The 21,296-nt window shown below is 65.3% G+C and carries 17 protein-coding genes and 1 pseudogene; 9 read left to right on the forward strand and 9 right to left on the reverse strand.

What is annotated here, in order from left to right:
* The first annotated feature begins 906 nt into the window (after positions 1 to 906).
* Positions 907 to 2,595: a sigma-54-dependent Fis family transcriptional regulator gene (locus ACQP2D_RS16930; RefSeq protein WP_433684645.1), complete on the forward strand. Its 1,689-nt coding sequence runs from the start codon at positions 907 to 909 to the stop codon at positions 2,593 to 2,595.
* Between the two features lie 838 nt (positions 2,596 to 3,433).
* Positions 3,434 to 3,655 (forward strand): hypothetical protein, encoded by a 222-nt coding sequence (locus ACQP2D_RS16935; protein WP_433684646.1) that lies wholly within the window; start codon positions 3,434 to 3,436, stop codon positions 3,653 to 3,655.
* A 353-nt stretch (positions 3,656 to 4,008) separates the two neighbouring features.
* Here ACQP2D_RS16935 and ACQP2D_RS16940 read toward each other — a convergent pair whose 3' ends face one another.
* The 3 genes from ACQP2D_RS16940 to ACQP2D_RS16950 form a co-directional block, all read right to left on the reverse strand.
* The gene (locus ACQP2D_RS16940; RefSeq protein ID WP_433684647.1) at positions 4,009 to 4,230 is read right to left on the reverse strand and encodes a hypothetical protein; all 222 of its coding nucleotides are present in this window, start codon (positions 4,228 to 4,230) and stop codon (positions 4,009 to 4,011) included.
* 308 nt (positions 4,231 to 4,538) lie between these two features.
* Positions 4,539 to 5,222, reverse strand: a complete 684-nt coding sequence (locus ACQP2D_RS16945; RefSeq protein ID WP_433684648.1) for a type 1 glutamine amidotransferase domain-containing protein — start codon at positions 5,220 to 5,222, stop codon at positions 4,539 to 4,541.
* 115 nt (positions 5,223 to 5,337) lie between these two features.
* Positions 5,338 to 5,919, reverse strand: coding sequence for a TetR/AcrR family transcriptional regulator (locus tag ACQP2D_RS16950; protein WP_433684649.1), 582 nt, complete (start codon positions 5,917 to 5,919; stop codon positions 5,338 to 5,340).
* 61 nt (positions 5,920 to 5,980) lie between these two features.
* On the opposite strand from ACQP2D_RS16950, the gene ACQP2D_RS16955 reads away from it, so the two are divergent.
* Together ACQP2D_RS16955 and ACQP2D_RS16960 are read left to right on the forward strand one after the other, a co-directional pair.
* Positions 5,981 to 7,264, forward strand: a complete 1,284-nt coding sequence (locus ACQP2D_RS16955) for an NADH:flavin oxidoreductase/NADH oxidase family protein (RefSeq protein WP_433684650.1) — start codon at positions 5,981 to 5,983, stop codon at positions 7,262 to 7,264.
* A gap of 179 nt (positions 7,265 to 7,443) precedes the next feature.
* On the forward strand, positions 7,444 to 7,704 hold the full coding sequence (locus ACQP2D_RS16960; protein ID WP_433684651.1) for a hypothetical protein: 261 nt from the start codon (positions 7,444 to 7,446) through the stop codon (positions 7,702 to 7,704).
* A gap of 191 nt (positions 7,705 to 7,895) precedes the next feature.
* On the opposite strand, the gene ACQP2D_RS16965 is transcribed toward ACQP2D_RS16960, so the two are convergent.
* Complete coding sequence (locus ACQP2D_RS16965; protein WP_433684652.1) at positions 7,896 to 8,315, reverse strand: winged helix-turn-helix transcriptional regulator; 420 nt, start codon at positions 8,313 to 8,315, stop codon at positions 7,896 to 7,898.
* Positions 8,316 to 8,437: 122 nt separating this feature from the next.
* Between ACQP2D_RS16965 and ACQP2D_RS16970 the strand changes: the two genes are divergently transcribed.
* Positions 8,438 to 9,370, forward strand: coding sequence for an NADP-dependent oxidoreductase (locus ACQP2D_RS16970; RefSeq protein WP_433684653.1), 933 nt, complete (start codon positions 8,438 to 8,440; stop codon positions 9,368 to 9,370).
* Positions 9,371 to 9,800: 430 nt separating this feature from the next.
* Here the strand turns inward: ACQP2D_RS16970 and ACQP2D_RS16975 are convergent, their stop codons facing one another.
* A complete protein-coding gene (locus ACQP2D_RS16975; protein WP_433684654.1) occupies positions 9,801 to 10,388 on the reverse strand; it encodes a TetR/AcrR family transcriptional regulator in 588 nt (195 codons plus the stop codon).
* A 248-nt stretch (positions 10,389 to 10,636) separates the two neighbouring features.
* Here ACQP2D_RS16975 and ACQP2D_RS16980 point away from each other — a divergent pair, with 248 nt between their 5' ends.
* Entirely contained in the window at positions 10,637 to 11,065 is a 429-nt protein-coding gene (locus ACQP2D_RS16980; RefSeq protein WP_433684655.1) for an anthrone oxygenase family protein, read from the forward strand.
* Between the two features lie 942 nt (positions 11,066 to 12,007).
* On the opposite strand, the gene ACQP2D_RS16985 is transcribed toward ACQP2D_RS16980, so the two are convergent.
* Together ACQP2D_RS16985 and ACQP2D_RS16990 are read right to left on the reverse strand one after the other, a co-directional pair.
* A complete protein-coding gene (locus tag ACQP2D_RS16985) occupies positions 12,008 to 12,766 on the reverse strand; it encodes a peptidase inhibitor family I36 protein (RefSeq protein ID WP_433684656.1) in 759 nt (252 codons plus the stop codon).
* A gap of 168 nt (positions 12,767 to 12,934) precedes the next feature.
* A pseudogene (locus tag ACQP2D_RS16990) lies at positions 12,935 to 13,051 on the reverse strand (TauD/TfdA family dioxygenase); the annotation flags it as partial.
* A 114-nt stretch (positions 13,052 to 13,165) separates the two neighbouring features.
* On the opposite strand from ACQP2D_RS16990, the gene ACQP2D_RS16995 reads away from it, so the two are divergent.
* Both ACQP2D_RS16995 and ACQP2D_RS17000 read left to right on the forward strand, forming a co-directional pair.
* Positions 13,166 to 14,266 (forward strand): hypothetical protein, encoded by a 1,101-nt coding sequence (locus tag ACQP2D_RS16995; RefSeq protein ID WP_433684657.1) that lies wholly within the window; start codon positions 13,166 to 13,168, stop codon positions 14,264 to 14,266.
* Positions 14,253 to 18,392 carry an NB-ARC domain-containing protein gene (locus tag ACQP2D_RS17000; protein ID WP_433684658.1) on the forward strand — a complete coding sequence of 1,380 codons (4,140 nt, stop codon included), beginning with the start codon at positions 14,253 to 14,255 and terminating at the stop codon, positions 18,390 to 18,392. The genes ACQP2D_RS16995 and ACQP2D_RS17000 overlap by 14 nt, the downstream gene beginning before the upstream one ends.
* Positions 18,393 to 18,395: 3 nt before the next feature.
* On the opposite strand, the gene ACQP2D_RS17005 is transcribed toward ACQP2D_RS17000, so the two are convergent.
* On the reverse strand, positions 18,396 to 18,710 hold the full coding sequence (locus tag ACQP2D_RS17005; protein ID WP_433684659.1) for a CU044_2847 family protein: 315 nt from the start codon (positions 18,708 to 18,710) through the stop codon (positions 18,396 to 18,398).
* Between the two features lie 46 nt (positions 18,711 to 18,756).
* On the opposite strand from ACQP2D_RS17005, the gene ACQP2D_RS17010 reads away from it, so the two are divergent.
* Complete coding sequence (locus ACQP2D_RS17010) at positions 18,757 to 19,377, forward strand: glycosyltransferase (RefSeq protein ID WP_433684660.1); 621 nt, start codon at positions 18,757 to 18,759, stop codon at positions 19,375 to 19,377.
* Between the two features lie 140 nt (positions 19,378 to 19,517).
* Here ACQP2D_RS17010 and ACQP2D_RS17015 read toward each other — a convergent pair whose 3' ends face one another.
* The gene (locus ACQP2D_RS17015) at positions 19,518 to 21,293 is read right to left on the reverse strand and encodes a hypothetical protein (protein ID WP_433684661.1); all 1,776 of its coding nucleotides are present in this window, start codon (positions 21,291 to 21,293) and stop codon (positions 19,518 to 19,520) included.
* Positions 21,294 to 21,296 lie beyond the last annotated feature (3 nt).

A 21,296-nucleotide genomic window follows, 5' to 3' on the forward strand; every position in this document is an offset into this window, starting at 1 on the left:
GGTTCCACGGCGATGGTCAGGGCTTGCCATGAAGATCGCCGTACAGGGGGATCGCCCGAAACGCATCACGAACGTCGATTCTGCCGTCAGAGTCCACGGCCAAGTCACCACTGTCGAACAGGGTGTGGAGGTCGCGGCGAAGAAGTGCACCGCCATGAGTTGCTGGATGCCTGTCCGTGCTTGGACTGCTGCCCGGAGCTTCGGCCAATCCACTTCGCGAATACTGTTCTGCGAGTTGGGCTGCACGCCATGCTCGCAACTCCGCCCCGCCGAGCGCACCGGCCAGGTCGATCCAGCCAAGTACGCCAATTCGCCAACGGATTGGGTGACGCTCGCCTAGCCCCGGCCCGCAAACCGCGCCTTGACACGAGAGGGAAGCCATGTGCGGATGATTGAGATGTCATGTAGCTGAGGCCGTGTAGGCGGACAGGATGTAGTTCAGGTGGCCCACTGAACCGATCCACACATGCGGTTCAGTCGTTCCGGCGACATGGGGTCGTGTCTGTCACGAGGGAAACGCCCGTCCCTCAGCACTATCGGATGGTCTGCACCGCAGTCGATTTCACTACTCCGGCAGTGGACCGCTGATTTGGTCGCGCCGCCCGTCGACTGGCTACCGCGGCTATCTCCGAGCGCATCGGGGAGCGCCGCATCTGCGCACCCGATGGACAGCCAGTCTCACACAACCTCCGTGGTAAGCAACTTCCGACCAGGGGTGTTCAATTTCTGAACACTGCGACGCGGCGAACAACGCGCACACTATGCCCATGAGCAGTGAGAAGTGATCCACGGCACACGTGCGAGTAGGCTGAGCCCTGGGACGCGGACCCGAAGCCGACAGATCGGACGGCATTCGGCACCGACTCCGGCGCCGCGTGCTGGGCAGTGGCAAGGAGTAGGAACCAGATGACGTCATTGGAGTGCAACCGTGCACCCATGTCGGCGCTACGCCGCGAAATCGAGCTATCGTGGCGGCGCTCGCAACTATCCGGCGTGCAGCCGGAATTCACTGGATTCGCCGATCTGCCGGTGATGGAATTCGACCCGCGCAGCAGGCTTCTCGACGCCGCGGCCCCGGTCCTCGATCAGATCGCGGCCGCGCTCACCGGTACCGCATACAGTCTGCTGCTCGTGGACCGCGATTGCCGACTCGTCTATCGCTGGTTCGACAATCCGCGGGTCGAAACCGCGCTGGAAACGCTCGGGATCCGGGACGGCGCCAACCTGGCCGAGGATAGTATCGGCACCAATGCTCTCGGCACTGCGCTCGAAACGCGGCGAGGCATCATTATCAATGGCTCCGAGCACTACATCGAGCGCTTCAAAGGACTCACCTGCTATGGCCACCCGATCGTCCATCCGGTCACCCGGCGGCTGGCGGGCGTCCTCGACATCACCAGCACCAATTCTCATGCCGACCCGCTACTCGCTCCGTTTCTGCAGCGCGCGGTGAACGACATCCAACATCGACTCCTTGACCAGTCCAAGGCATCGGAACGCGCGCTGCTGGCCGCATTCCAGACGATCTCACGGCAACGCCGGGCCGTCGCGGCTGTCGGAGACGACATCGTATTGACCAACAAAAGTGCCGTCGACCTGCTCGGTCCGTCGGACTACGCCCTGCTGCACATGCTGGCAGAACAGGCACCCGCACGCCCACGCAGCACGGACGTTCGCTTGGCTTCCGGCGCGGCGGTCCGCCTTCATATCGCACAGGTGACGGGGTCGGACGCCGGTGTCCTTTTCCACTTCGAACCGATCGCCGACTCGGTCGTCACCATGTCTGCGCGGCCAGTTGCTACCCGGCCAGCCGACCACGCGCCTACCACCAGCGGACCGGTTCTGATCGTGGGCGACCATGGCACCGGTCGCAGCACCGCAGCCCGTCGGCTGGCGCGCGCGGAGGAGGTGGAGTTCCACCAGTGTGCGGATATCGCGACGTGCGGCGAGCAGCAATGGGTCCGCCGACTGCAAGAGCGTTTTTCCCGCCCGACCGGCGCCGTGTGCCTCGACGGTGTCGATGCCCTGCCAGAGCGGGTGGTCGATCAGCTGATCAGCGCTATCAAGTCCACGCCCCGTCCCAAGATCATCCTCAGCTCACTGCCGCTGCGGGACGCGCACGGCGCACACGCCGCGCTGGCGGCACTGTGCGTGGAACGCGTGGAAATACCGCCGCTGCGTGATCGCATCGCGGAACTGCCCGCGATTACAAAAGACTTGCTGCGCGAACTCGATCCAACCGCCGACCTCCGGCTCCTCCCGAGCGTGATCGAACTGCTGGCCGCCCAACCCTGGCCCGGTAACCTGCACGAACTCAAGGCCGTGCTGGCGCACATCCTGCAATACCGCCACCAAGGCGATGTCACGGTCCGCGACTTGCCCGACCGCTACCGTGTGGCGTCGCGCGCGCGGAGCCTGTCCGGTCGCGAACGAGCCGAACGCGACGTCATCATCGAATCGCTGCGCCGCTACAACGGCAACAAACAGAAGACGGCACACGAGCTGGGTATCAGCCGCACCACGCTGTACGCCAGGCTCAAGGCCCTACGCATCACCGACGGACAGCCACCGGTGCCACGATCCGGGTCCCGGTAGCGTCCGCCGCCCTGCCGAGCTACGTGCTACCAACCTCGCCGACCGCGTTCAACGAGCTGCTGCAACCTGTTCTACCCGCTGCCGCCGCACCGGCCCGAGATCCCGGGTCCGCGCCTGCCTGATCGAGGGTGCACAGTGCACCGGCCCGCTGGCGAGCGGTCGTCGCCCCATCTGGTCGCGTTTGTCCGTGCGGGGGCCCGTTTCGAGCGCGGAATCCTCCTCCAACACGAGGGGCGGAGGCAGCGTGAGCAACCACTGCGACAGATCGACGACACGTCCCGACACGGCAATTGCTCTCTCGGCTACGACGACCTGCCGAACGATGAGAACATTCCGGGCGTGGTCGTCAACCAGGGCCGAGACCATCCTTCACGTTCGAACAGCGATCGAATGCCTATGCCGATCTGCAGCGGCCAGCGTCGGCCTTCGATTAGGACATCGTGGAGATACTGTCCAAAACTTGGACAGTCTCCGGGGTTCGCCAGACACTAACTTTGTCATCAAGGCGCTCGGACCGGCAATGGAGCCGCGTTTCCCGGCAACGATGCCAGGAACGTCAGGACAGCGACATCCCGTCACTGGGAATGTATTCGCATATGCAGTAGTCGCTCTCCTGCCGTCCCGAATGCCCGAACTTGTCCCGCGAAGGTTCTGCTGCCTCGTCCGGAAAGGTTGATCTGGCAGTCCGGGGTTGACCGGCAATCCGGGCTTACCGCTGATGCCGCCGGTGGCGATGCTGCCGCGGTGGCGAGTCAGAGGTGTTCGTCCGCGCGTGACTCCGAAGGAACGTCGGAAGCTGAAAGATTATCTGCGTTGCGCTGTATCAGGAGGGTAGGCCATGATCGCCGAAGGATGGTTCCCGTCTGCAGCCGATATGCACCTGCGGATCTGGCTGGGTGGAGTGGCCTTCGACTATACGGCCACCGCCGCGGCGGTAGCGCATTTGATCCACGATTGGATGCGAAAGCATTGGTGCACAGTCGAATTGATCCATGACGCCATCGAGGACTGTTGTCTGCTGCCGCGCCTACCCTGCGAACGGCTGTTCCTTGGGCCGTGACTGGCGGCGCCGAGCTGTTCGTCCTCACCCCGCCATGCATCCGCGTGGCGACAGCGTCGCTTCCGGCTCATCCAGCAAATACAGGCCGCTCGGACGGTATCCGTGCCGCATCAGGGCGCGGGTGCCTCAAACGGCAGGTCGATACGATCGGTAACTTTTAGCAGCGCTTGCCAAGTAGTGATGCGTCAGATGAAACAGCGTCAGGCCACCACGCCAGGAACAACGATGGACACCACGCCCGCACCCCGCTGGTCACGAAGCCGGCGGACTTCGGTGGCGATGTTGTCGGCGGCTAGTGCCCCGTCCGGAAAGGTTGATCCGGTTATCGGAATGTACGGTTCTACACGTGCTTGTCATGGGCCGAGGAACAATCGTTCGTAGGGCAGGCGTGGCAGTAGTAGACGTTCCTCGATGGTGTCGCGGATCAATTCGATTGTGAACCAACGCTTTCGGCTCCAATCATCGATTACATTGCGAACCGCCACCGCGGTGGCCGCGTAGTCGAAGATCAAGCCGCCCAACCAGATCCGCAGGTGCACATCACTTCCGGGCGCAAACCATGCTTCGGCTGTCATGGCCCGGCCCTGCTCGGGCAATGCCGGACGAATACCTCTGGCTCAGCGGCAGGCCCGCGATCATCCCACCAGTCCATTACCAGACCAATCTTTCCGGACGAGGCACCTTGGAGGGGACGGGAGTTGCCAGAGGGTAGTCGGTGGTCGAGCTCTGGCTCGAAGGATCACACGGTGACCGTCGTCAGTTCCGCGCCGACTCGCTTTTACCGGGAGCCGAACACCGCTTTGCCGGACGCTTCTGGTGGCATCCACCCGGCGCGGTGGCGCGTAGGCCATCCACGTCGAGGTCGGGTGCCGGTGCGCAGGGGTCACAGGAGGGCGGCGACCTTCTTCGCCGTCTCCTTGGCTGATCCGGGGTTCTGGCCGGTCACGAGGTTGCCATCGACCACCGCGTAGGAGAAGAACGGCAGCTTGCCTTTCTCGTAGCGGGCGCCTCGTTTCTTCATCTCGTCCTCGGCGTTGTAGGGCACTAGCTTATCGACGCGAATGAGGACCTCCTCCTGCCAGGCAAACCCGGTGACCCTGCGACCGGCAACAAGGTAGGAACCGTCGGAGAGCCTGGTATTGAGCAGCCCGCAGTAGCCGTGGCAGACCGAGGAGACGATGCCGCCGCGTTCGTAGATCTCCCGGGTGATCCGCTGCAGGCCCTCGCTGTCCGGGAAGTCGTACATCACCGCATGCCCGCCGGTGAAATAGATGGCGTCATAGTCGGCCGAGTCGATCTGGTCAGGGCTGGCGGTCGTCTCCAGCAGCGCCATCCGTGCCGGATCGGCATGCCAGGCTTTCGCGGTCTTGTCGTAGTTGGGGAACTTCAGCGACCGCGGTTCCAGGGGAGAGGGGCCGCCCGCCGGGCTGATGATGGTCTGCTCGAATCCGTGCTCTTCGAAGACCTCCCAGGCGTGGGCGAGCTCGGACAACCACAAACCGGTCGGATGGGACGGGTCGTCGTAGTGGCCGACGTTGGTGACGACGTTCAAGATGCGTTTGGTCATGCGTGGTCATCCTCCTGAATGTTTACATTGCGTACATCGAGAAGGCTAGGACGAGATGTAAGCACTGTCAACACTTGAGCCGGTGTGAGTGGGCGCACTCCGTGGCGGTGCCGGCCTACTGTGCGCGTGCGGAAAGGATTGCGGCGAACGCGGCGCGCACGTGATCGGCCACCTCGCGGCTCGACTCCGCCGGGAGCTTGCCGTCCAGGTGTAGGTATGCCATCCCATGGGCCAGCGCCCACCATGCCGAGGCCAGCGCCCGGGCGTCGGCGTCCGGGAAGACCTGTGTCATCGCGAGTTGTACGAGATCGTGGATTTCCTCTGCCGCCTGGACCCGCTCCTCGTTGCCCTCGTCGCAGGCGTTGCCGAACATCAGACGAAACAATGCCGGTCGGCGCAGAGCGAACTCGACATAGGCGACCGCCAGCTCACCGAGGCCTGCCGCCGAGGCCGGGAGCTCGCGTCCGTCGCTCAGGTCCGCCTTCAGATCACGTAAGCCCTGCACAGCCAGCGCGGACTCCAGGGCGTCGCGGTCGGCGAAGTGTCGATAGGGCGCGGTCGGCGAGACGCCCGCCTCGCGAGCGATGGCACGCAGCGAGAACGGTTCGCCGACTTCGAGCATGTGCATCGCCGCCGTCAGCAGCGACGCCTTGAGGTTGCCGTGATGGTAGCCACTCTTCTTAGCCGAAGTTGACATCGCTTACATCCCCTTCTAGTCTCATGTTAGCAACGTAAACTTACCGCATTCAGGAGCAGCGATGCCATCAACAGCCCCCACCCCTGCTAGGTCCGGCGGTGCGGAGCGGACTTCGCCGGTCTTCGCGCCGTTCACCCTCCCGAACGGCTCTGTGGTCCCGAACCGGCTGGCCAAGGCCGCCATGGAGGAGAACATGGCCGCATCCGGTCAACTCCCCGACGAGTCCCTGTTCCGGCTCTATCGGCGCTGGAGTAGAGGCGGAGTCGGGCTGATCATCACCGGCAACGTGATGGTCCACGCCGAGGCGCTCACCGGGCCGGGCGGCGTCGTCCTGGACGCGGAGTCGCCGCTGGAACCGTTCCGTCGGTGGGCCGTCGCCGCGAAGAGCGGCGGCGCGCGGGTGTGGATGCAGATCAACCATCCGGGCCGGCAGGTGCGCGCGGACATGCCCGGCGTCGCCTGGACGCCGTCGGCGATCCGTGTCGATGTCGGCAAGAACAGCAAGCGATTCGCCGACCCGGTCGAGATGACCCCGCGGCAGATCGAGGAAACCGTGCAGCGCTTCGCCCAGACGGCTGGTCGGGCCGAGGAGGCCGGGTTCGACGGTGTGGAGATCCACGCCGCCCACGGCTATCTGCTGTCGCAGTTCCTCTCGCCACTGGCCAACCGGCGCGCCGATCAGTGGGGCGGCAGCCTGGAGAACCGGGCCCGGCTGCTGCTCGATATCGTGCGCGCGGTGCGGGCCGCGGTCGCTCCCAGCTTCGCCGTCGCGGTCAAACTCAACTCCGCCGACTTCCAGCGCGGCGGCTTCGATACCGACGACGCCGCGACGGTGATCGCGATGCTGGCTCCGCTCGGCGTCGACGTCGTCGAGCTCTCCGGAGGCAGCTACGAGGCGCCTGCCATGACCGGCCAAGCCAGTGACCAGCGGACCCGTGCCCGCGAGGCCTACTTCCTCTCCCTCGCCGAAGAGCTCGCAGCGACCAGCCCGCTGCCACTGATGCTGACCGGGGGTGTCCTCCGGCGACCGGTGGCCGAGGAGGTCCTGGCCGGCGGCATCGATCTCGTCGGCATGGGCAGCGCGCTGGCCGTCGACCCTGACCTGCCGAACAGGTGGCGCCAGGACACTGACGCCAAGGTTGAACTCACACCCGTGGAGATCAAGGACAAGGCCGTCGCGTCCGCCGCGAGCATGGCCCGCGTGCGACAACAGCTTCGCCGCCTCGGCGCCGGACGGCGCACGCGCCCCGGGATGGATCCCAAGGTCGCTCTACTCAAAGAGACCGTGCTCCAGCGTCGCGCACTGCGCCGCTACCGCACCTGGCTGAACAACCGTGCCGCGTGAACCGTATCGGCGCCCACCACCAGAGGCCCTGCTCCCGCAGTCGCGGCCCCATATCTCATCGACCGGACAACGCTCACCTGACGTGAGCCGATGGGCTGCGCCGAATCACCGATGCCGGTCGGTAACTGGTGGACCACCACTGCCCAGTTACCCCGCTACTCGCTCCAGAAGTAGCGGCAGTGACGCTGGTGGGTGAGGAGTCCGAACTTTCACGCGCCGAGGTGGGGGAATCGGTGCGGATTGTTGAACGCGTGCCGACGGTGGTCGAGTACCGAGCGTTGCGGGCCTCGGTCGGCTGGAAGGTCCCGGCAGCCGCGGAGTGCGAGTCCGCGTTGGCCGCGTCGCTGTACAGCGTGAACATGCCGGTGCGGCTGCCCCGCGCGCCCGCCTCCGCAGTATTCGAGTTCAGGGGCTCGGTACGGGAATTCGATCTGCCCTGAGAGGGCGATCAGCGGCGGCTTTGATCTTGCGGTCGATCATCTCGAGTTCGCCGATCAACGACCGTCGCCGATCTCGAAACGGTGGCATTTTCTCACGCCGCACACGTGGCTGAAGGCGTTCCGCCATGCGTACCGTGTTGCCGTTCGCCGACTCGAATCCACCTGTTGCTGACGTCAATTCGGTTGGTGATTCAGGAGGCTGTGATGATTGGTTCGGGGTCTTGTTCTGCTCGTTCGTCGTAGGCGTATCGGGCGGCGAGTACCTCGTTGATGTTCACCTCCGACCACTCCCGGATCGAGGTCAGCAGCCCGAGAACGCTGCGCCCCAGCTCGGTGACGGAGTATTCGACCCGCGGCGGCACTGTCGGATAGAGCGCGCGGGTGACCAAGCCGTCGCGCTCCAGGTTGCGCAATGTCTGGGTGAGCATCTTTTGGGTGATTCCATCCAGGCGCCGCCGCAGCTGACCGAAACGCACTGGCCCTTCGGCCAGCGCACCCATCACCAGCATCGTCCACTTGTTGGCCAAGACGTCGAGAATGGTGCGCGATGGACACTTCGCCAGATACGCGTCAGCTCCACCATAAAATCGCAGATCAGAGGTAGTACCCATGAGGTGCGTATATACCATCAGAGTGCGTACTGTTCAACAGGTTCCTTAGCGCCCAAGATTGTCTCCGGACCGGGAAATCCGGGCCCGGAAGCAAGAGCCCTTGATACAGAAGAGGTTTGGCAATGCGCGCGATCGTGCAACAGTCGTTCGGAGGTCCGGAGGTGCTCCAGGTCGCCGAGGTCCCCCGGCCGGTGCCGGGTGCGACCGAAGTGCTGGTGCGGGTGCGGGCGGTGAGCATCAACCCGGTGGAGCCGATCATCCGTTCCGGCGCCTTCCCGTTGATCGGGCAGCCACCGTTCACCCTGGGCTGGGACCTGTCCGGCGTCGTGGAAGAAGTCGATCCCGGCGTCAACCGGTTCCGGGTGGGTGACGAGGTGTACGGGATGCCGTATTTCCCCAAGGCGGCAAGTGGATACGCAGAGTACGTGGTCGCTCCCTCGCGGCAGCTGGTGCGCAAACCGAGCGGTCTGACCCATGCTGAGGCCGCCGCGCTCCCGTTGGCCGGGCTCACCGCCTGGCAGATGCTGGTCGATATCGCGGAACTGCAAGCGGGACAGCGGGTTCTGATCCACGGAGCCGGTGGGGGAGTAGGCCACCTGGCCGTTCAGATCGCCAAGGCCCGCGGCGCCTACGTGATCGGAACCGCCAGCGCAGGCAAACACGAGTTCCTGCGCGGATTGGGCGCCGACAAGCTGATCGACTATCGCACCACCGATTTCGTCGATGTGGTGCGCGATGTCGACGTCGTACTCGAGACCATCGGCGATGGCACAGCCGAACGCTCGCTGTCGACCCTACGCAAGGGCGGCATCCTCGTGACCGCGGTGGAGAAGGCCAGCACTGCCCTACCGAAACTGGCCGCGGCAGCCGGTGTTCGATTCGCCGGGATCTCCGTCGAACCCGACGTCGTCGGGCTCGAGGCGCTCACTCAGCTGGTCGAGTCCGGCAAGCTGCATCCCTACGTGCAGCAGACAATGCCATTCGAAAACGCCGCCAAGGCACACGAACTGGTAGAACAAGGCAACGTGCAAGGCAAAATCGTCCTGACCGCGTGACCACGATCCCCCTTGATCGGCAAGTCGACCGTCTCGTCGAAAGCCGCATCGTGCTGGGATATTCATGCGGCAGCGGTTGCCGAATCGCGGGTGTCGGCTCGACGTCGCCCGCCTGCCCAGCGTGCGAGCCCGAAACCGGTGTGGCTGTGGCATTCCCATGTCGATCTCGATGCCGGTGAGGTCGATCAGTTGTGGCAGGCGTTTCTTCGCCGTTCGACATCGAGCATATCTGCCGCATGCTCGAGCAAACCCTCGGCTGGACCTGCCCCAAGCCGCGTGACCCGCAGGAGTCACCGTGCCCACGGCACACCGCCGGTCCATGATGAGGACCAGACACCAAAGGCCTGCTTCGATCGGATGCCGACCGGGGTATCAAGGTGCTGGCACCGACGTGCTCGCCGAACGCTCAATGGAAATGAGTTCGGCTACTTCAGTCCGCGAGTAATGCGCTTACCAAGAGGTCTGCCAGCCACGCCTCGTATGCTTCGGATGACCAGCCACGAACGGCGACCAGCATCCGGTAGGTGTCCCGGGAGGTCAGCGTCCAGAGAATGTCGCGAACCGCCTCCACGCTCAAGTCGGGTCGAAGCTTGCCGGACGCCGACAACGCTTCGACTGCCCGCGCCTGCGAGTCATAACGTGTGGTCTCCTGCTCTTGGCCCAGCGCTGCCAGATCTGGTGCCACTGCGCCGACTCCGTGCAGTAGCTGCGCTTCTGCGCTTTCGCCGTCGTAGATTCTGCGGGTGATCGCCGCGACTTTCCGAAGCCGCTCGACCGGATCAGTGGCCCCCGAGTCTCGCACCAGGTCCTGGTAGGCGGCGCCGAAGCGTGCGCGGTTCATCAACTCGACCAGAATCCCCCTCTTCGAACCGAATGCCGCGTAGACGGTCGGGGCTGAAGTCCCTGCGATGCTGGCGATCTGAGCGATCGTGGTTCCGTCGAACCCACGCTCGGTCATCAGCTGGCGCGCAGCCGCGACGATGCGGTCCTTGGTCTCGGCCGCCTGCCTCTGACGCATCGGTGATCGGTACTCACGAGATGTTGACATTCCGCATCCTCAGGATCAGACTCGGCATTGTTGGCTATATAAGACTATATCGAATAGTCGACACTCTAGCAGATTATGGGTGACGCCCAGCCGTTGCCGTCGGAAGGATCTATGTCGTGGCTGTTCGACTGATCGCAGTGCTGTCGCTCTTGTGCACAGGACTTCTGGCCGGGGCGTTCGGTTACGGATCGCTTGTGGTCCGACGGACTTTCTATGCTGTGCCACCTGATGTCCACCTCGCCTTTCGGGCGGAGTTCATTCCCCACAACTCGCCGTGGATGCCGTGGGGAATGGTGATCGCCCTGCTGCTGTCGATCGCGCTCGCGGTGCTGACCCGGGATAGGAACGCGCGGTTGTGTGCCGCCGCCGCGGGCTTATCGATAGTTGCGTGTTTCCTCGTGACCATGTTCGGTAACGTCCCGATCAACGACGAGATCAGAAGCTGGGATCCGGCAGCTCCGCCGACCGACTATCTGTCGCGACTGCGCCTCTGGGATCTGCTGCACGATATCCGCACGACGGTGGTCATCATCGGATTCATCCTCCTCGTCCTCGCGGTCGTCCTTCCTCGCTCGCCCGAGACCACCCCGACCGCACGGGCCACAGGTAGCAAGCAGGCGGGAACTCCGCGGGCCCCGATCGCGTAACCCGAATTAAGGCGACGACGTAACAGTCACCCCCGGCACCCAACCGATGGACATGTTTCGAGGTCGGCGACGTTCTGTCGACGTCGTTGTCGGCATGCCGAAACCAGCATCCGGCACGGCCTGCGTGCTCGACTCGGCTCGGAATACAAACGGGCGCTTGATGATCGATCGTGTTGCCGGTGTTCTTGATCTCGGACCGTTCACGGTCTTGCTCCCGCATCTGGAGGCTGCAGATCAACGTTGCACCTGCGCCCGCACCCGTCCCGGTCGGCAGTCCGGGCACGTCGAGAAGACAGTGCTCACCCCCGTCGGTAGGCGTGTCCGAAACCGGAAGCTCGGCCGTTATTCGCGCTCCCACAACGATTTCTGACCCAGCAGCGCGGGGCAAACAACGCGGGTGTCCGACCGTCGTGCAACGATGTGAACCAAATCGAATAGGAGGGGATATTGGAAACCACTACCGCTTCCTTTGAACAGATTGAACCTGTCCTGGACGAGCTCGGCTGGACTTGGTACGAAAACCATGGCGAGCGCCGATGGTGTCGATCCGCATGGAGTGTGTTGGAATCCGCAGGTTTCACGGCAGCGGACGATGACACAGCCCACAATGACGCGGCAGTCCGCGCCGTCGCGCTCTGGGCGATCACCCGCTGCAGCTGCTGTACCACCGGTCCGCGAGTACCGAGTGCGTCGCAGCCCCGAACCGGCGCCGCTCGCCAGCAACGTGCCATCTGGCAATAGAGCGACGTTGTGCCCAAACATGTTGTGGCTTTGGGGCTGTGGGATTACAGAAGCGAGATGCGCATCATTCCGTCGCGGTTTCGCGCTGGAAAGCAAGGTGCCGTTGGAAGGGAAGGCGACGTGGTCTCCGGCTGTGTGGCGGCCTGTGACGTTGCGTCGTTCGCCGGCGGCCGGATCGATGGCGCTCTTGCGGGCCGGGGTTTAGTGAGTGGTCGAGGCACCGGACGACGGCGTGATCGAGGTCGTGCGGCTGATCGGTGGCCTCGTTGTCATCGAGCCTGTCGGCGGTACAGTTGTGACGGTCGTGGTTTGGGTCGACGTCTTGGATGCCCCGACAACGATCGACCGCGCTTTCCCTCGCCACTCGCTTGGCAGGTCGCCCTTCGCTGACTTCGCGACGGTGTAGGTGTCGCCGTGGTAGTCATGAGCGGCATACAGTGTGGCGATCTTTTCAGCTCGATTGAACACCGAGATCGTGGCGGCATCGATGTGCTGCTCGGACAGGTCGTGCGAACCGATGGTGAACAACGACATTTTTCCGGTGCCTTCACTTCCGGTGAACAGGCACGTCCAGCCGGTGGGGCAGCGGTCGTAACCAGTGCAGCCACCAGTTGTGTTGCACCACTTGTCGGTCACGCTGATGAAGGTCTTTCCGCTGACCTTGGCAGGTTCCCCACCCTTTCCATTCTCCAGGACCACATCGTGTTCCTTGTCCGGAGCCGCGCCCAACTGGTCGAGCAGCAAGGTGCAGGCTTCGCTCAACACGATCCCGGTGGCGGCCACGATCAGCGCTGCGGTGACCGTCGCCCCCGCCCGCAGCTTCGTCGCGACGGCCTCCACAACGGGTACCACCATCTGACAGGTGACATCTTTGGCCACATCGGTCGCTTCTCCCGGCTTGCAGCCAATGATCCCGAATCCGACCATGATCGCGAACAACGCCACCAACAGTTTCTGCACCGAACCAGAGTGCACGCGTATTCATCACTGGGGCAAGGTCTTTTCGGGCAGACCGCCCACGCGTCGGGCGCGGCGGCCGTTCCTGTGCCAAACGAACTTTCGGCGGTCGCGAGCCGTGCGTGACTCGAATCGGAGCCCTTGATTTCAGCGGCGCGCAGATGGGAGGTTGGGCAGGATCTCCGGGAACCCCTCCGGCGTGCTCTCCTCGTACGGATGCGCCGGTGTGACCTTTCCGAAACGGCGTGCGAAAGCGATCTGCTCGGCATGGCCGATCGAGCGGCCTCTGCGCGACCAGCGCGGGGACCATCACGAACTCCGTGATCGGCTGAAACCGGTTGGTGTGCTCGAATTCATCGACGGTACAGCGCATTCGCCCGCGTCATAGGATCATGAGGAGTCGTGGACGAATGCGCCGTGCTGCGGGTACCGAGGTTCCCTGTGCTCGCCGACGGCATCGTGACCGATCCGGTGGCTATCGCACGCACACCGGAGTGCGTGGATGTCGTCGCGATCGATGACCGAAACCGGCTCTGTCATCTCGTCGTAGCCGCCGGTATGGCAAGGATCGTCGAGCGGCTGGAACTGCCCGTCCCGCCCGTTGGCCGCCCGACCGTCGGGTCCTGGGGTGCCGATCGGTTGGATGTGTTCGTCCGTGATGTCGAGACGCGGTTGTGGCATTGCGAATTCGACGGCCGCTGGGGGCCGCCCCGGCTGGCTCGGTCCGCGGGGGCGGTATCGGATGCGAGCTTCGTCAGTTGGAGCCGCGGCAGATTCGATGTCTTCAGCACAGGCGCGGACGGCGTGCTCGAACACTATTGGTATCAGCAGCCGATCGGCCTGATGGGACCGGAGAGTCTGGCCCGTCCTGTGGTCGGACAGCCCGCCGTGGTGGTTACCAGCCTGTATGGGCTGGAAGTTGTCGCGCGCGGCAGCTTCGACGGGGTGTTGCGGCGGCAGTATCACGTCCCCGAGGAGCGCACACACGAGTGGACCTCGACACCGATGCTGCCCGGCCGCACCACCTTCGATATCGGTCCCGATGTCGCGCCCTCGACCGGGGAATCGCTGCGCTGTACCGGTGATCCGACCCTGGTGTGGTGCCGGGGCGTCGGTGCGGTCGAGAACCGTCTGGTCGCCTTTGCGCGGCAAGAGGATCGGCTTGTCCAGTTCGAACCCGGGCCCGACTGGCCGACGGGTCTGGGTAACCGCGTACTGACTGGGCCCACGGTGGCCTCGGATCCCGTGGCGGTCTCGGCGCGGCCCCGCCGCGTCGATGTGTTCTTCGGTGTGCCCGAGGGGACGGTCGGCTGGCTCACCACCGAGACGGGCGGTTCCTCGGCACGCCAGCGCGTGCTCGACGATGGAATCGGCTCGGTCGGCCGCCCTGCGGTGTGTGCGAGTCGACCGGATCGGCTGGAACTGTTCGTCCGCACGGCGGCGGGCGAGTTGCGCACCGGACGGTGTGAGGTGAATGGGGAGCAGTGGAATGCCTACGCCTGAGTGGCGGCGCGCGTTGGTCGCGATTCAGTCTGCCGATGGTACGACCTACGGCGCCGGATTCCTCATCACCGAGCAGCACGTACTGACCTGCGCCCATGTCATCGGCGATGCCACCGGAGCAGATGCTGCGGCCGATGCGGTGCCGACCGAACAGGTACTGGTGGAGTTCACGCAGGTACCCGGCGGTGACCCGATCGAGGCGACGGTGGTGGCCTGGTCGCCGGTCGATGCGGTACAAACCGGTGATATCGCGGTATTGCTGCTTGCGAGCGCCCCGCCCACCGTCCCGATCCGCCTGCTGGACTCGGATTCGACGACGTTGTGGGGGCATCCCTTTCGCGTCTACGGATTCCCGGAGGGCCATGACGAAGGGCTGTGGGCGACCGGGGTGATCAGGGATCGGGTGGGTGGTGGCTGGTATCAGCTCGAGGATGTCAAGGTACCCGGTTCGGCGATCGAAGGCGGCTTCAGCGGTGGCGCGGTGTGCGACGACCTGGCCGATGGTGTGGTCGGCATGGTGGTTGCTCGCGACCGTGCCGCGGCCCGCAAGATCGGCTTCATGCTGCCCGCGGCGCTCATCGCTCCCGTAGTGGCGCAATTCGGCGTCGAACTCGGGTCGGCCCGGCCGACGATGGGTCTGCTGTCCAATGTGCCGACCTTACCCACTCAGTTCGTCATGCGGTCCGGGGCATCGGAGATCCGCGCCGCGCTACTGGCGCCGATTGAGGACGGCGCACGGATCGCCGCGGTAGGCATGGGCGGTGTCGGGAAATCTGTTCTCGCAGCGTCCGTTTGCCGTGACGAGCGGGTACGGGCGGCTTTTCCGGATGGCATAGTGTGGGTGGAGTTGGGCCCGAATCCGGTTATGCCGACCAGACAAGCGCAGGTGGCGGCCGCCTTCGGGCAGCAGGGTGTGGTCTTCGCCGACGCTCAGCAGGGTAAGGCGCTGCTCACACAGTTGCTGGCGGGCCGGCGTTGTCTGCTGGTCGTCGACAATGTCTGGGCGGCACAGGATCTCGGCGATCTCGAGGTAGTCGAGGCGCCGGGACGGCTATTGTTCACCACCCGGGATACCGCCATCGTGCGATCGGTGGGCGCGACCTGCTTCGAGGTGACCGGGCTGAGCATCCAGGAATCGCTGGTGCTATTGGCCCGGTGGGCGCGGCTCGCGGTGGAGGCACTACCGCGGGAGGCGTTGGAGATCGCGGCCGAATGTGGCTATCTGGCGCTGGCGATGGCGATGGCGGGCGCCATGATCGCTGGCCGCCCGGAGCGCTGGCCCAGAGTGCTGCGCCGATTGCGCCAGGCCGATCTCGCCAAGATCGCCCAACCGTTCAGCAACTATCCATACCCAGATCTTTTGCGCGCAATCAGCGTTAGCGTCGACACCCTTGATCCTGTCGATCGCGCCCGCTATCTCGAACTCGCGGTATTCGACGGCAGGAATCCGACCGTCAGTGCGGCACAGGCGCTTTGGCAGCACGCTGGATTCGACGAACTGGACGTGGCGGAGCTGCTCGACCGCCTCGCCGACCGATCGCTGATCCATCTCGGTAGCGGCGGCCGTTTCGGGATGCACGATCTGCAAATGGACTATGTGCGCCACCAGGTTTCAGATCTGGCGCAGCTGCATCGGCGATTGGTCGAGGCATATCGGGAGCAGGCGCCGGACGGTTGGCAGCATGGTCCGGATGACGGTTACTTCTATCGCAACTTGCCGCATCACCTTGCCGCGGCAGGCGCGGGCGAAGAGTTGCGCGCGCTGCTGTCGCACCTGGCGTGGTTGCAGAGGATGCTGTGGGCCACCGACGCGACGGAGCTGATCGCCGCCTATCGGTTACTGCCGCAGTCGGATCCGGTCGCGGTTGTCGGCGACGCGTTGCGGCTGAGCAGCCATGCGCTGGCTCGCGGTAGGGGGCAGCTGCCCGCCCAGCTGGTCGGACGTCTCGGCGAGTCGGAGTGGCCCCAAGTTCAGGGTCTCGTTGCCGCAGCGGGCGGCTGGCGCGGCGAACCCTGGCTTCGACCGCGAGCCGCAAGTCTGACGGACCCGGGCGGGCCCCTGCTGTTCATGCTGGTCGGGCATACGAGTCCGATCCGTGATGTCGTGCTCACACCCGATGATCGGTATGCGCTGTCCGGCGGCTGGGATGGCACGGTGCGCGTCTGGGATCTGGCGGACGACGGCCGTGAAAGGTATGTGCTGCACGGGCATTCGGGTGGTGTGTGGAAGCTTGCGGTATCCGTCGACGGCCGCTATGCGATGTCCGGATCTGCCGACGGCACCATTCGCGTGTGGGACCTCGCCGACGGGAGTACCCGGCATGTGCTGCGTGGTCATCAGGCCGCGGTGTGGTCGATCGCGCTCGTTCCAGGCAGCACACTGCTGGTGTCGGCATCGGTCGATACAACGGTGCGCGTATGGGATTGGGCCGCCGGCCGGGAGGCCGGGGTGCTGCACGGACATACAGGTATCGCGTACACCGTGCTCGCGGCGCGTGGCGGACGGACGATCGCGTCGAAGTCCGAGGACGGCACGCTGCGGATCTGGGATCTCGGAACCGGCACGCAGACATGGTGTTTCGACACCGGTCAGCGCGGTGTGCAGTCGCGCGCGATGGCGTTGACTGATCGGCACGCGCTGTTCGCGGGCGACGACGGCACCGTGTACTGCTGGGATCACCGTCACGGATCGGTCGTGTGGATCGACCGGGATCCCGGCCGTGGGCAGGTGTGGTCCGTCGCGGCGACACCCGACGGCGGGCATGCGGTGGTCGGCTGTGCGTCGGGGGAGGTGCTATTGCTGGATCTCGAAACTGGCTCCCCCGCAGTCGAAGTCGGCCTGCACACCGGGTGGGTCGAGATGGTGGCGGTGGCTCCGGATGGATATCACGTGCTGTCGGGCGCCGACGATGGCATCCTGCGGTTGCGCGATCGCCGGATCGGGGATGAATCGGCGCGGACGCTGCGTGGCCATACGGGGTGGATCGCAGTCGCCGCATTCAGCTCCGACGGAACACGTCTGGTGTCTGCCGCGAACGAATCCACTTTGCGGGTGTGGGATGTGACCGCTTCGCCGACTCAGCGTGGCGCTCCGATGCACGCCGCGTGGATCGGAGCGATTACCGCGGTAGATGACCGCACGGTTGTGGCCGCTGCGGATGACGGATCGGTCTCGGTCTGGGACACGGCGACCGGACGGCGATCAACAACTGTGTCGATGACGGCCACCGCGGTCGCCGTCGTCGAGGTGGCGAATCTCGGGTGGATGGTGTTGGACCAGCTGGGTGCCGCGATGGTACTGCCCGGTGAGGCCTTGGGCAGTATGTCGAATCAGGCCGACATCGGCTCGGAGATACGGTCGGATGCGATGGGCGAACCCGTCCCCGGGCAGGTGGTGCGCCGTGCGGTCGCCTGCGACGCGGTGCGGGGAGCCGTCGCCCTGGACGGATGCCTGGTGGTGGCGTCGACCACCGCGATGCGGTTCTTCGGCCCCGCCAATTCGATCTGGGACCTCGACCCGGGAGCGATCGACGCCGAGCTCGCGGAGCCACCACGAATGCTGGTGGTCGAAGCTGGTAGGCGCCACGTCATGGTCGGCGGCATCCGGGGGCAAGTCAGCGTGTGGGACGTCACTACCCACCAACAGATCCAGACCTATCGAGGACAGGGCGGCCCGATCATCAGCCTGGCGACGGCCGTCGACCAGGTCCTGTCCGGCTGCGTCTCCGGGGTGCTGTCGGCTTGGCGACTCGGATCCCCGGAACTGGTTTGGGAGCAGCAGGCGCACGATTCGCTGCTGACCGGCATTCTGATCATCGGGGACCGGGTCGTGACCGGTGGCGGCGACGGTGCGATCCGGTTGTGGCGACTTACCGACGGAGCGCGAATCGGCGTGCTCGCCGAACTCGGTGCACCCGTGCGCGCCATCGCAGCGCTGCACGGGGGGCAGCGCATAGCGGTTGGCGCCGGTGACCTGCTGGCTGTCTACGACCTCGAATCCGGAATCGAAGTGGCCTGTTTCACCGGCGACGGCCGCATCACCGCGATCGCGCCCTTGCCCGACGGTGGTGTGGCGTGTGGTGAGGCGGCGGGCGCCGTACACATACTCACGTTGTGCGAAGAGTGAGCCTCATGCCCCCGGCTTCCACGAAAGCTTCACCGTCAGATGGCCCTCGACCGATGTCTTTGCGATCACCGCGCCGGCCTCGGCGTTGAGCTTGATACCGAACTCCAGATCGACCGCGTCCGGCTTCAGGCTTCCGTCCCGGAACACCGCCAATGCGGCCGCCGCGGCCCGCTGGACGTCAGCAAGCGCATCCTCGAAGCGGCGATTCACCTCCACCACACCACCGCGACCGACCCGCTGCACACCGGCATCGGACGGATCACCCTCGACCACGATCACGCCACCGTCGCCGGTATGGAAACGCAAGAGTTCGCTCATGGTGCAACGGTACCGGTGTTCCCTTGCAGCGCACTATCTTTGACCTATGATCGGAGTGATGCTCGGACTCGGCGCCTATCGCGAAACCGCGCGGCTGAGCGCCGCCCGGGCAGAGCGCATGACGGGGCTGGAATTCGTTGTCATCGAACATCCGCCACCGAACTTCCCGCCCGAGGCCTTCCCCGGATACGCCAAACTGTCGCTGTTCGATCTCGTGGCCGCCGATCACATCTGCTATCTGGACGCCGACGCGGTCGTGCTGCGCGAGTGGCGGCCCGCCGCACTGACGGACCGTGCCGAGTTCATCTGTGTCCGCGACCAGTTCATCGAGCTCTACCCGGACTACGACGCTGATATCCCGCGGCCTACGTACTTCAACTCCGGCATGTTCATCGTGAATCGCCGCGCCCATCACCCCGTGTTCGATCTCGCGACAAAGCTGTGGCGCGACAACGCGCGGCCGCTTCCGATCGAGGATCAGTCCGCCCTGAACTACGCGGTCCGCACCCTGGACACCCCGACCTATTTCCTGCCCGCCGAATACAACTATCTGCGTGCTCACCTCGACGGTCGCGCCGCGGACCAGGGTGTGGTGGTCGCCCATTACACCCCGTCCGGGATCGCCCACGCCCACCGCAAGCTTCTCGACCTACTGCGCCACCGATGAGCGTTTCGTGAAAGCCGTGGGTCCGCTATGAATCAGTGCGAGCCCCCCGTCGCTGGAGAGGACCGTCGAATAGCCGCTGCTGCGAAACACCGCCACCGCGGCCCGGCCTCGCTGAACGTTCTTGCGACTGTCGTCGCGGTTCAGGCTGGGTGCCGGGGCAGAGTCGAATCGAAGGCGAGTCCGCTGTGTCCTTCGCCGCGGCCGACGGCGATGCGGCGAGCGGTCCAGAGCGCGTAGGAGCCGTCACGCAGGCGGGCCATGGTTGGGATGCGTCGCACCACAATGCCTTCTCGTGGCACCTCGGCGTCTTCGAGCACGGCGTGTTCGGGTCCGGTGAGTAGCCGGCCGAGTCCGACGACGGGGGTTCCCGACGGCGGATCGTCGTGACCGAAGCGGCGCAGGGCGCCGCGACGGAGTTCGAGGCGTACCGGTTTTCCGACGGAGCCTGCGATCCGCGGCAGGTAGGGGATCCAGGTCTCCGGGATCGAAGTCTGGAGCAGGTAGTCGAGTTCGGCGTCGGGCACGCGATCGACCGGGTCATCCTGCGTGCCGTGCTGGCGGGTATCGCGGGTGAACGGTTCGCCGGCCCGGTCCTCGACGATCCGTTCGACCGCCCACACCAGGTTGGTCACCTCGTCGCGCAGGAATGCGACCTCCTCCACCGCCGGACCTTCGAGTCGGCCGACCACTGCGGGCGGGACGACCAGCGCAGAGCGGGCGTCGCTCGTCGTTTGTCGGTTCTCCCATGCGGCGGGTTCGGCGGTGAGGGTGAACATGCGCCACGGTTCGGTCGGGACAGGCCGGTCCACGTGGCGGCCGGCCAGGTAGGTTTCGCCGAATGTCGTTCGGTAGGTGACGGATTCGATGGTCACCACCGAGCCGGTCGGCACATCGAGCGGTAGCACGAGCCAGTCGCAGCCGTAGATCAGCGCACATTCGGCGACGAGTAGCCGAGCGAGATCGTGCGGCTGACTTTCCAGTGCGCCGAAATCGACGCGTGCGTCCTCGAATTCCCAGAAGCGGTCGGCGGGCATACCCGCGTAGCGCAGTGGGGTAGCCAGTGCGCGGTGGGTCAGATGTTCGGGCGCGTCGGGGCCGGTGGCGGGCCCGTCGGGGCCGAGGTCGAATGACCACCAGTCCAGTTCACCGCTGCCCACCTCCGCGGCCCGCAGCGTCAGCGAGCCATCGGATTCGGCTACACCGATACTGAATCGGTGCTCGAGCCGCGGGCCCACCCAGGAATCGGCCTCGATCGGAGGTGCCATCTCGCCGTGATACCAGTCGAGCCATCGGCTCAGCACCATCGCGATCTCGGCGCGGTCCGGGCCGTCCAGCCATGCGGGCAGTGCGCCGGGTCCGGCCGATTCGCATGCGGCACGGACGCGTTCGGCGTCGACCGCGCGCCCGGCAAGTACCAGCGCGGGCGCCGACCACCGTGACCCCGGCGGCGGAGTTTCGATCAGCGGTGTTTCCCGCAGCACCGCGGCAGCCGCGGTGTGCAGGTCCGCTTCGCGCAGTGCCGCCAGCAGTGCCGCGCCGGCCTCGGCACGTAACCGCAACCCCGGCGGACGTGCGCTCGATTCCCGGGTGACGAGTTGCTCGAGTGAGACATTCGCTGGGAAATCTTGGGCCGCTTGCGGTTCCGGTGCGGTCCAGTCGCCCGGCCGCCACCGTGTTATCGGCGCGGCGGTGGCTTCGATCTGGACGCTGAGCGGTGTCCCCGCATCCTCGCCCACGAATTCGCCGAACTGCCACTGCCGGGTGAGCAGCCAGAGCGGATCGTGTACCGGTGCCGCGAGCCCGGGACCGGGATCGCCGGACAGCGACTGCGGTTCGAGCCTGGTCCACGAAGGCGGTTGCAGCAGAGTCGCCGACAAGGCCGCGTTCCACGGGCGCATGGTGATCGGTCTGGCCATCGC

Source organism: Nocardia sp. CA-119907, assembly GCF_050955995.1.
Taxonomy (GTDB): Bacteria; Actinomycetota; Actinomycetes; order Mycobacteriales; family Mycobacteriaceae; genus Nocardia.

Excerpts from the sequence above, each read along its gene's own strand:
- ACQP2D_RS16930 (WP_433684645.1), top strand. The coding sequence starts at position 907 with ATGACGTCATTGGAGTGCAACCGTGCACCCATGTCGGCGCTACGCCGC.
- ACQP2D_RS16935 (WP_433684646.1), top strand. The coding sequence starts at position 3,434 with ATGATCGCCGAAGGATGGTTCCCGTCTGCAGCCGATATGCACCTGCGG.
- ACQP2D_RS16940 (WP_433684647.1), bottom strand. The coding sequence starts at position 4,230 with ATGACAGCCGAAGCATGGTTTGCGCCCGGAAGTGATGTGCACCTGCGG.
- ACQP2D_RS16945 (WP_433684648.1), bottom strand. The coding sequence starts at position 5,222 with ATGACCAAACGCATCTTGAACGTCGTCACCAACGTCGGCCACTACGAC.
- ACQP2D_RS16950 (WP_433684649.1), bottom strand. The coding sequence starts at position 5,919 with ATGTCAACTTCGGCTAAGAAGAGTGGCTACCATCACGGCAACCTCAAG.
- ACQP2D_RS16955 (WP_433684650.1), top strand. The coding sequence starts at position 5,981 with ATGCCATCAACAGCCCCCACCCCTGCTAGGTCCGGCGGTGCGGAGCGG.
- ACQP2D_RS16965 (WP_433684652.1), bottom strand. The coding sequence starts at position 8,315 with ATGGGTACTACCTCTGATCTGCGATTTTATGGTGGAGCTGACGCGTAT.
- ACQP2D_RS16970 (WP_433684653.1), top strand. The coding sequence starts at position 8,438 with ATGCGCGCGATCGTGCAACAGTCGTTCGGAGGTCCGGAGGTGCTCCAG.
- ACQP2D_RS16975 (WP_433684654.1), bottom strand. The coding sequence starts at position 10,388 with ATGCGTCAGAGGCAGGCGGCCGAGACCAAGGACCGCATCGTCGCGGCT.
- ACQP2D_RS17000 (WP_433684658.1), top strand. The coding sequence starts at position 14,253 with ATGCCTACGCCTGAGTGGCGGCGCGCGTTGGTCGCGATTCAGTCTGCC.
- ACQP2D_RS17005 (WP_433684659.1), bottom strand. The coding sequence starts at position 18,710 with ATGAGCGAACTCTTGCGTTTCCATACCGGCGACGGTGGCGTGATCGTG.
- ACQP2D_RS17010 (WP_433684660.1), top strand. The coding sequence starts at position 18,757 with ATGATCGGAGTGATGCTCGGACTCGGCGCCTATCGCGAAACCGCGCGG.
- ACQP2D_RS17015 (WP_433684661.1), bottom strand. The coding sequence starts at position 21,293 with ATGGCCAGACCGATCACCATGCGCCCGTGGAACGCGGCCTTGTCGGCG.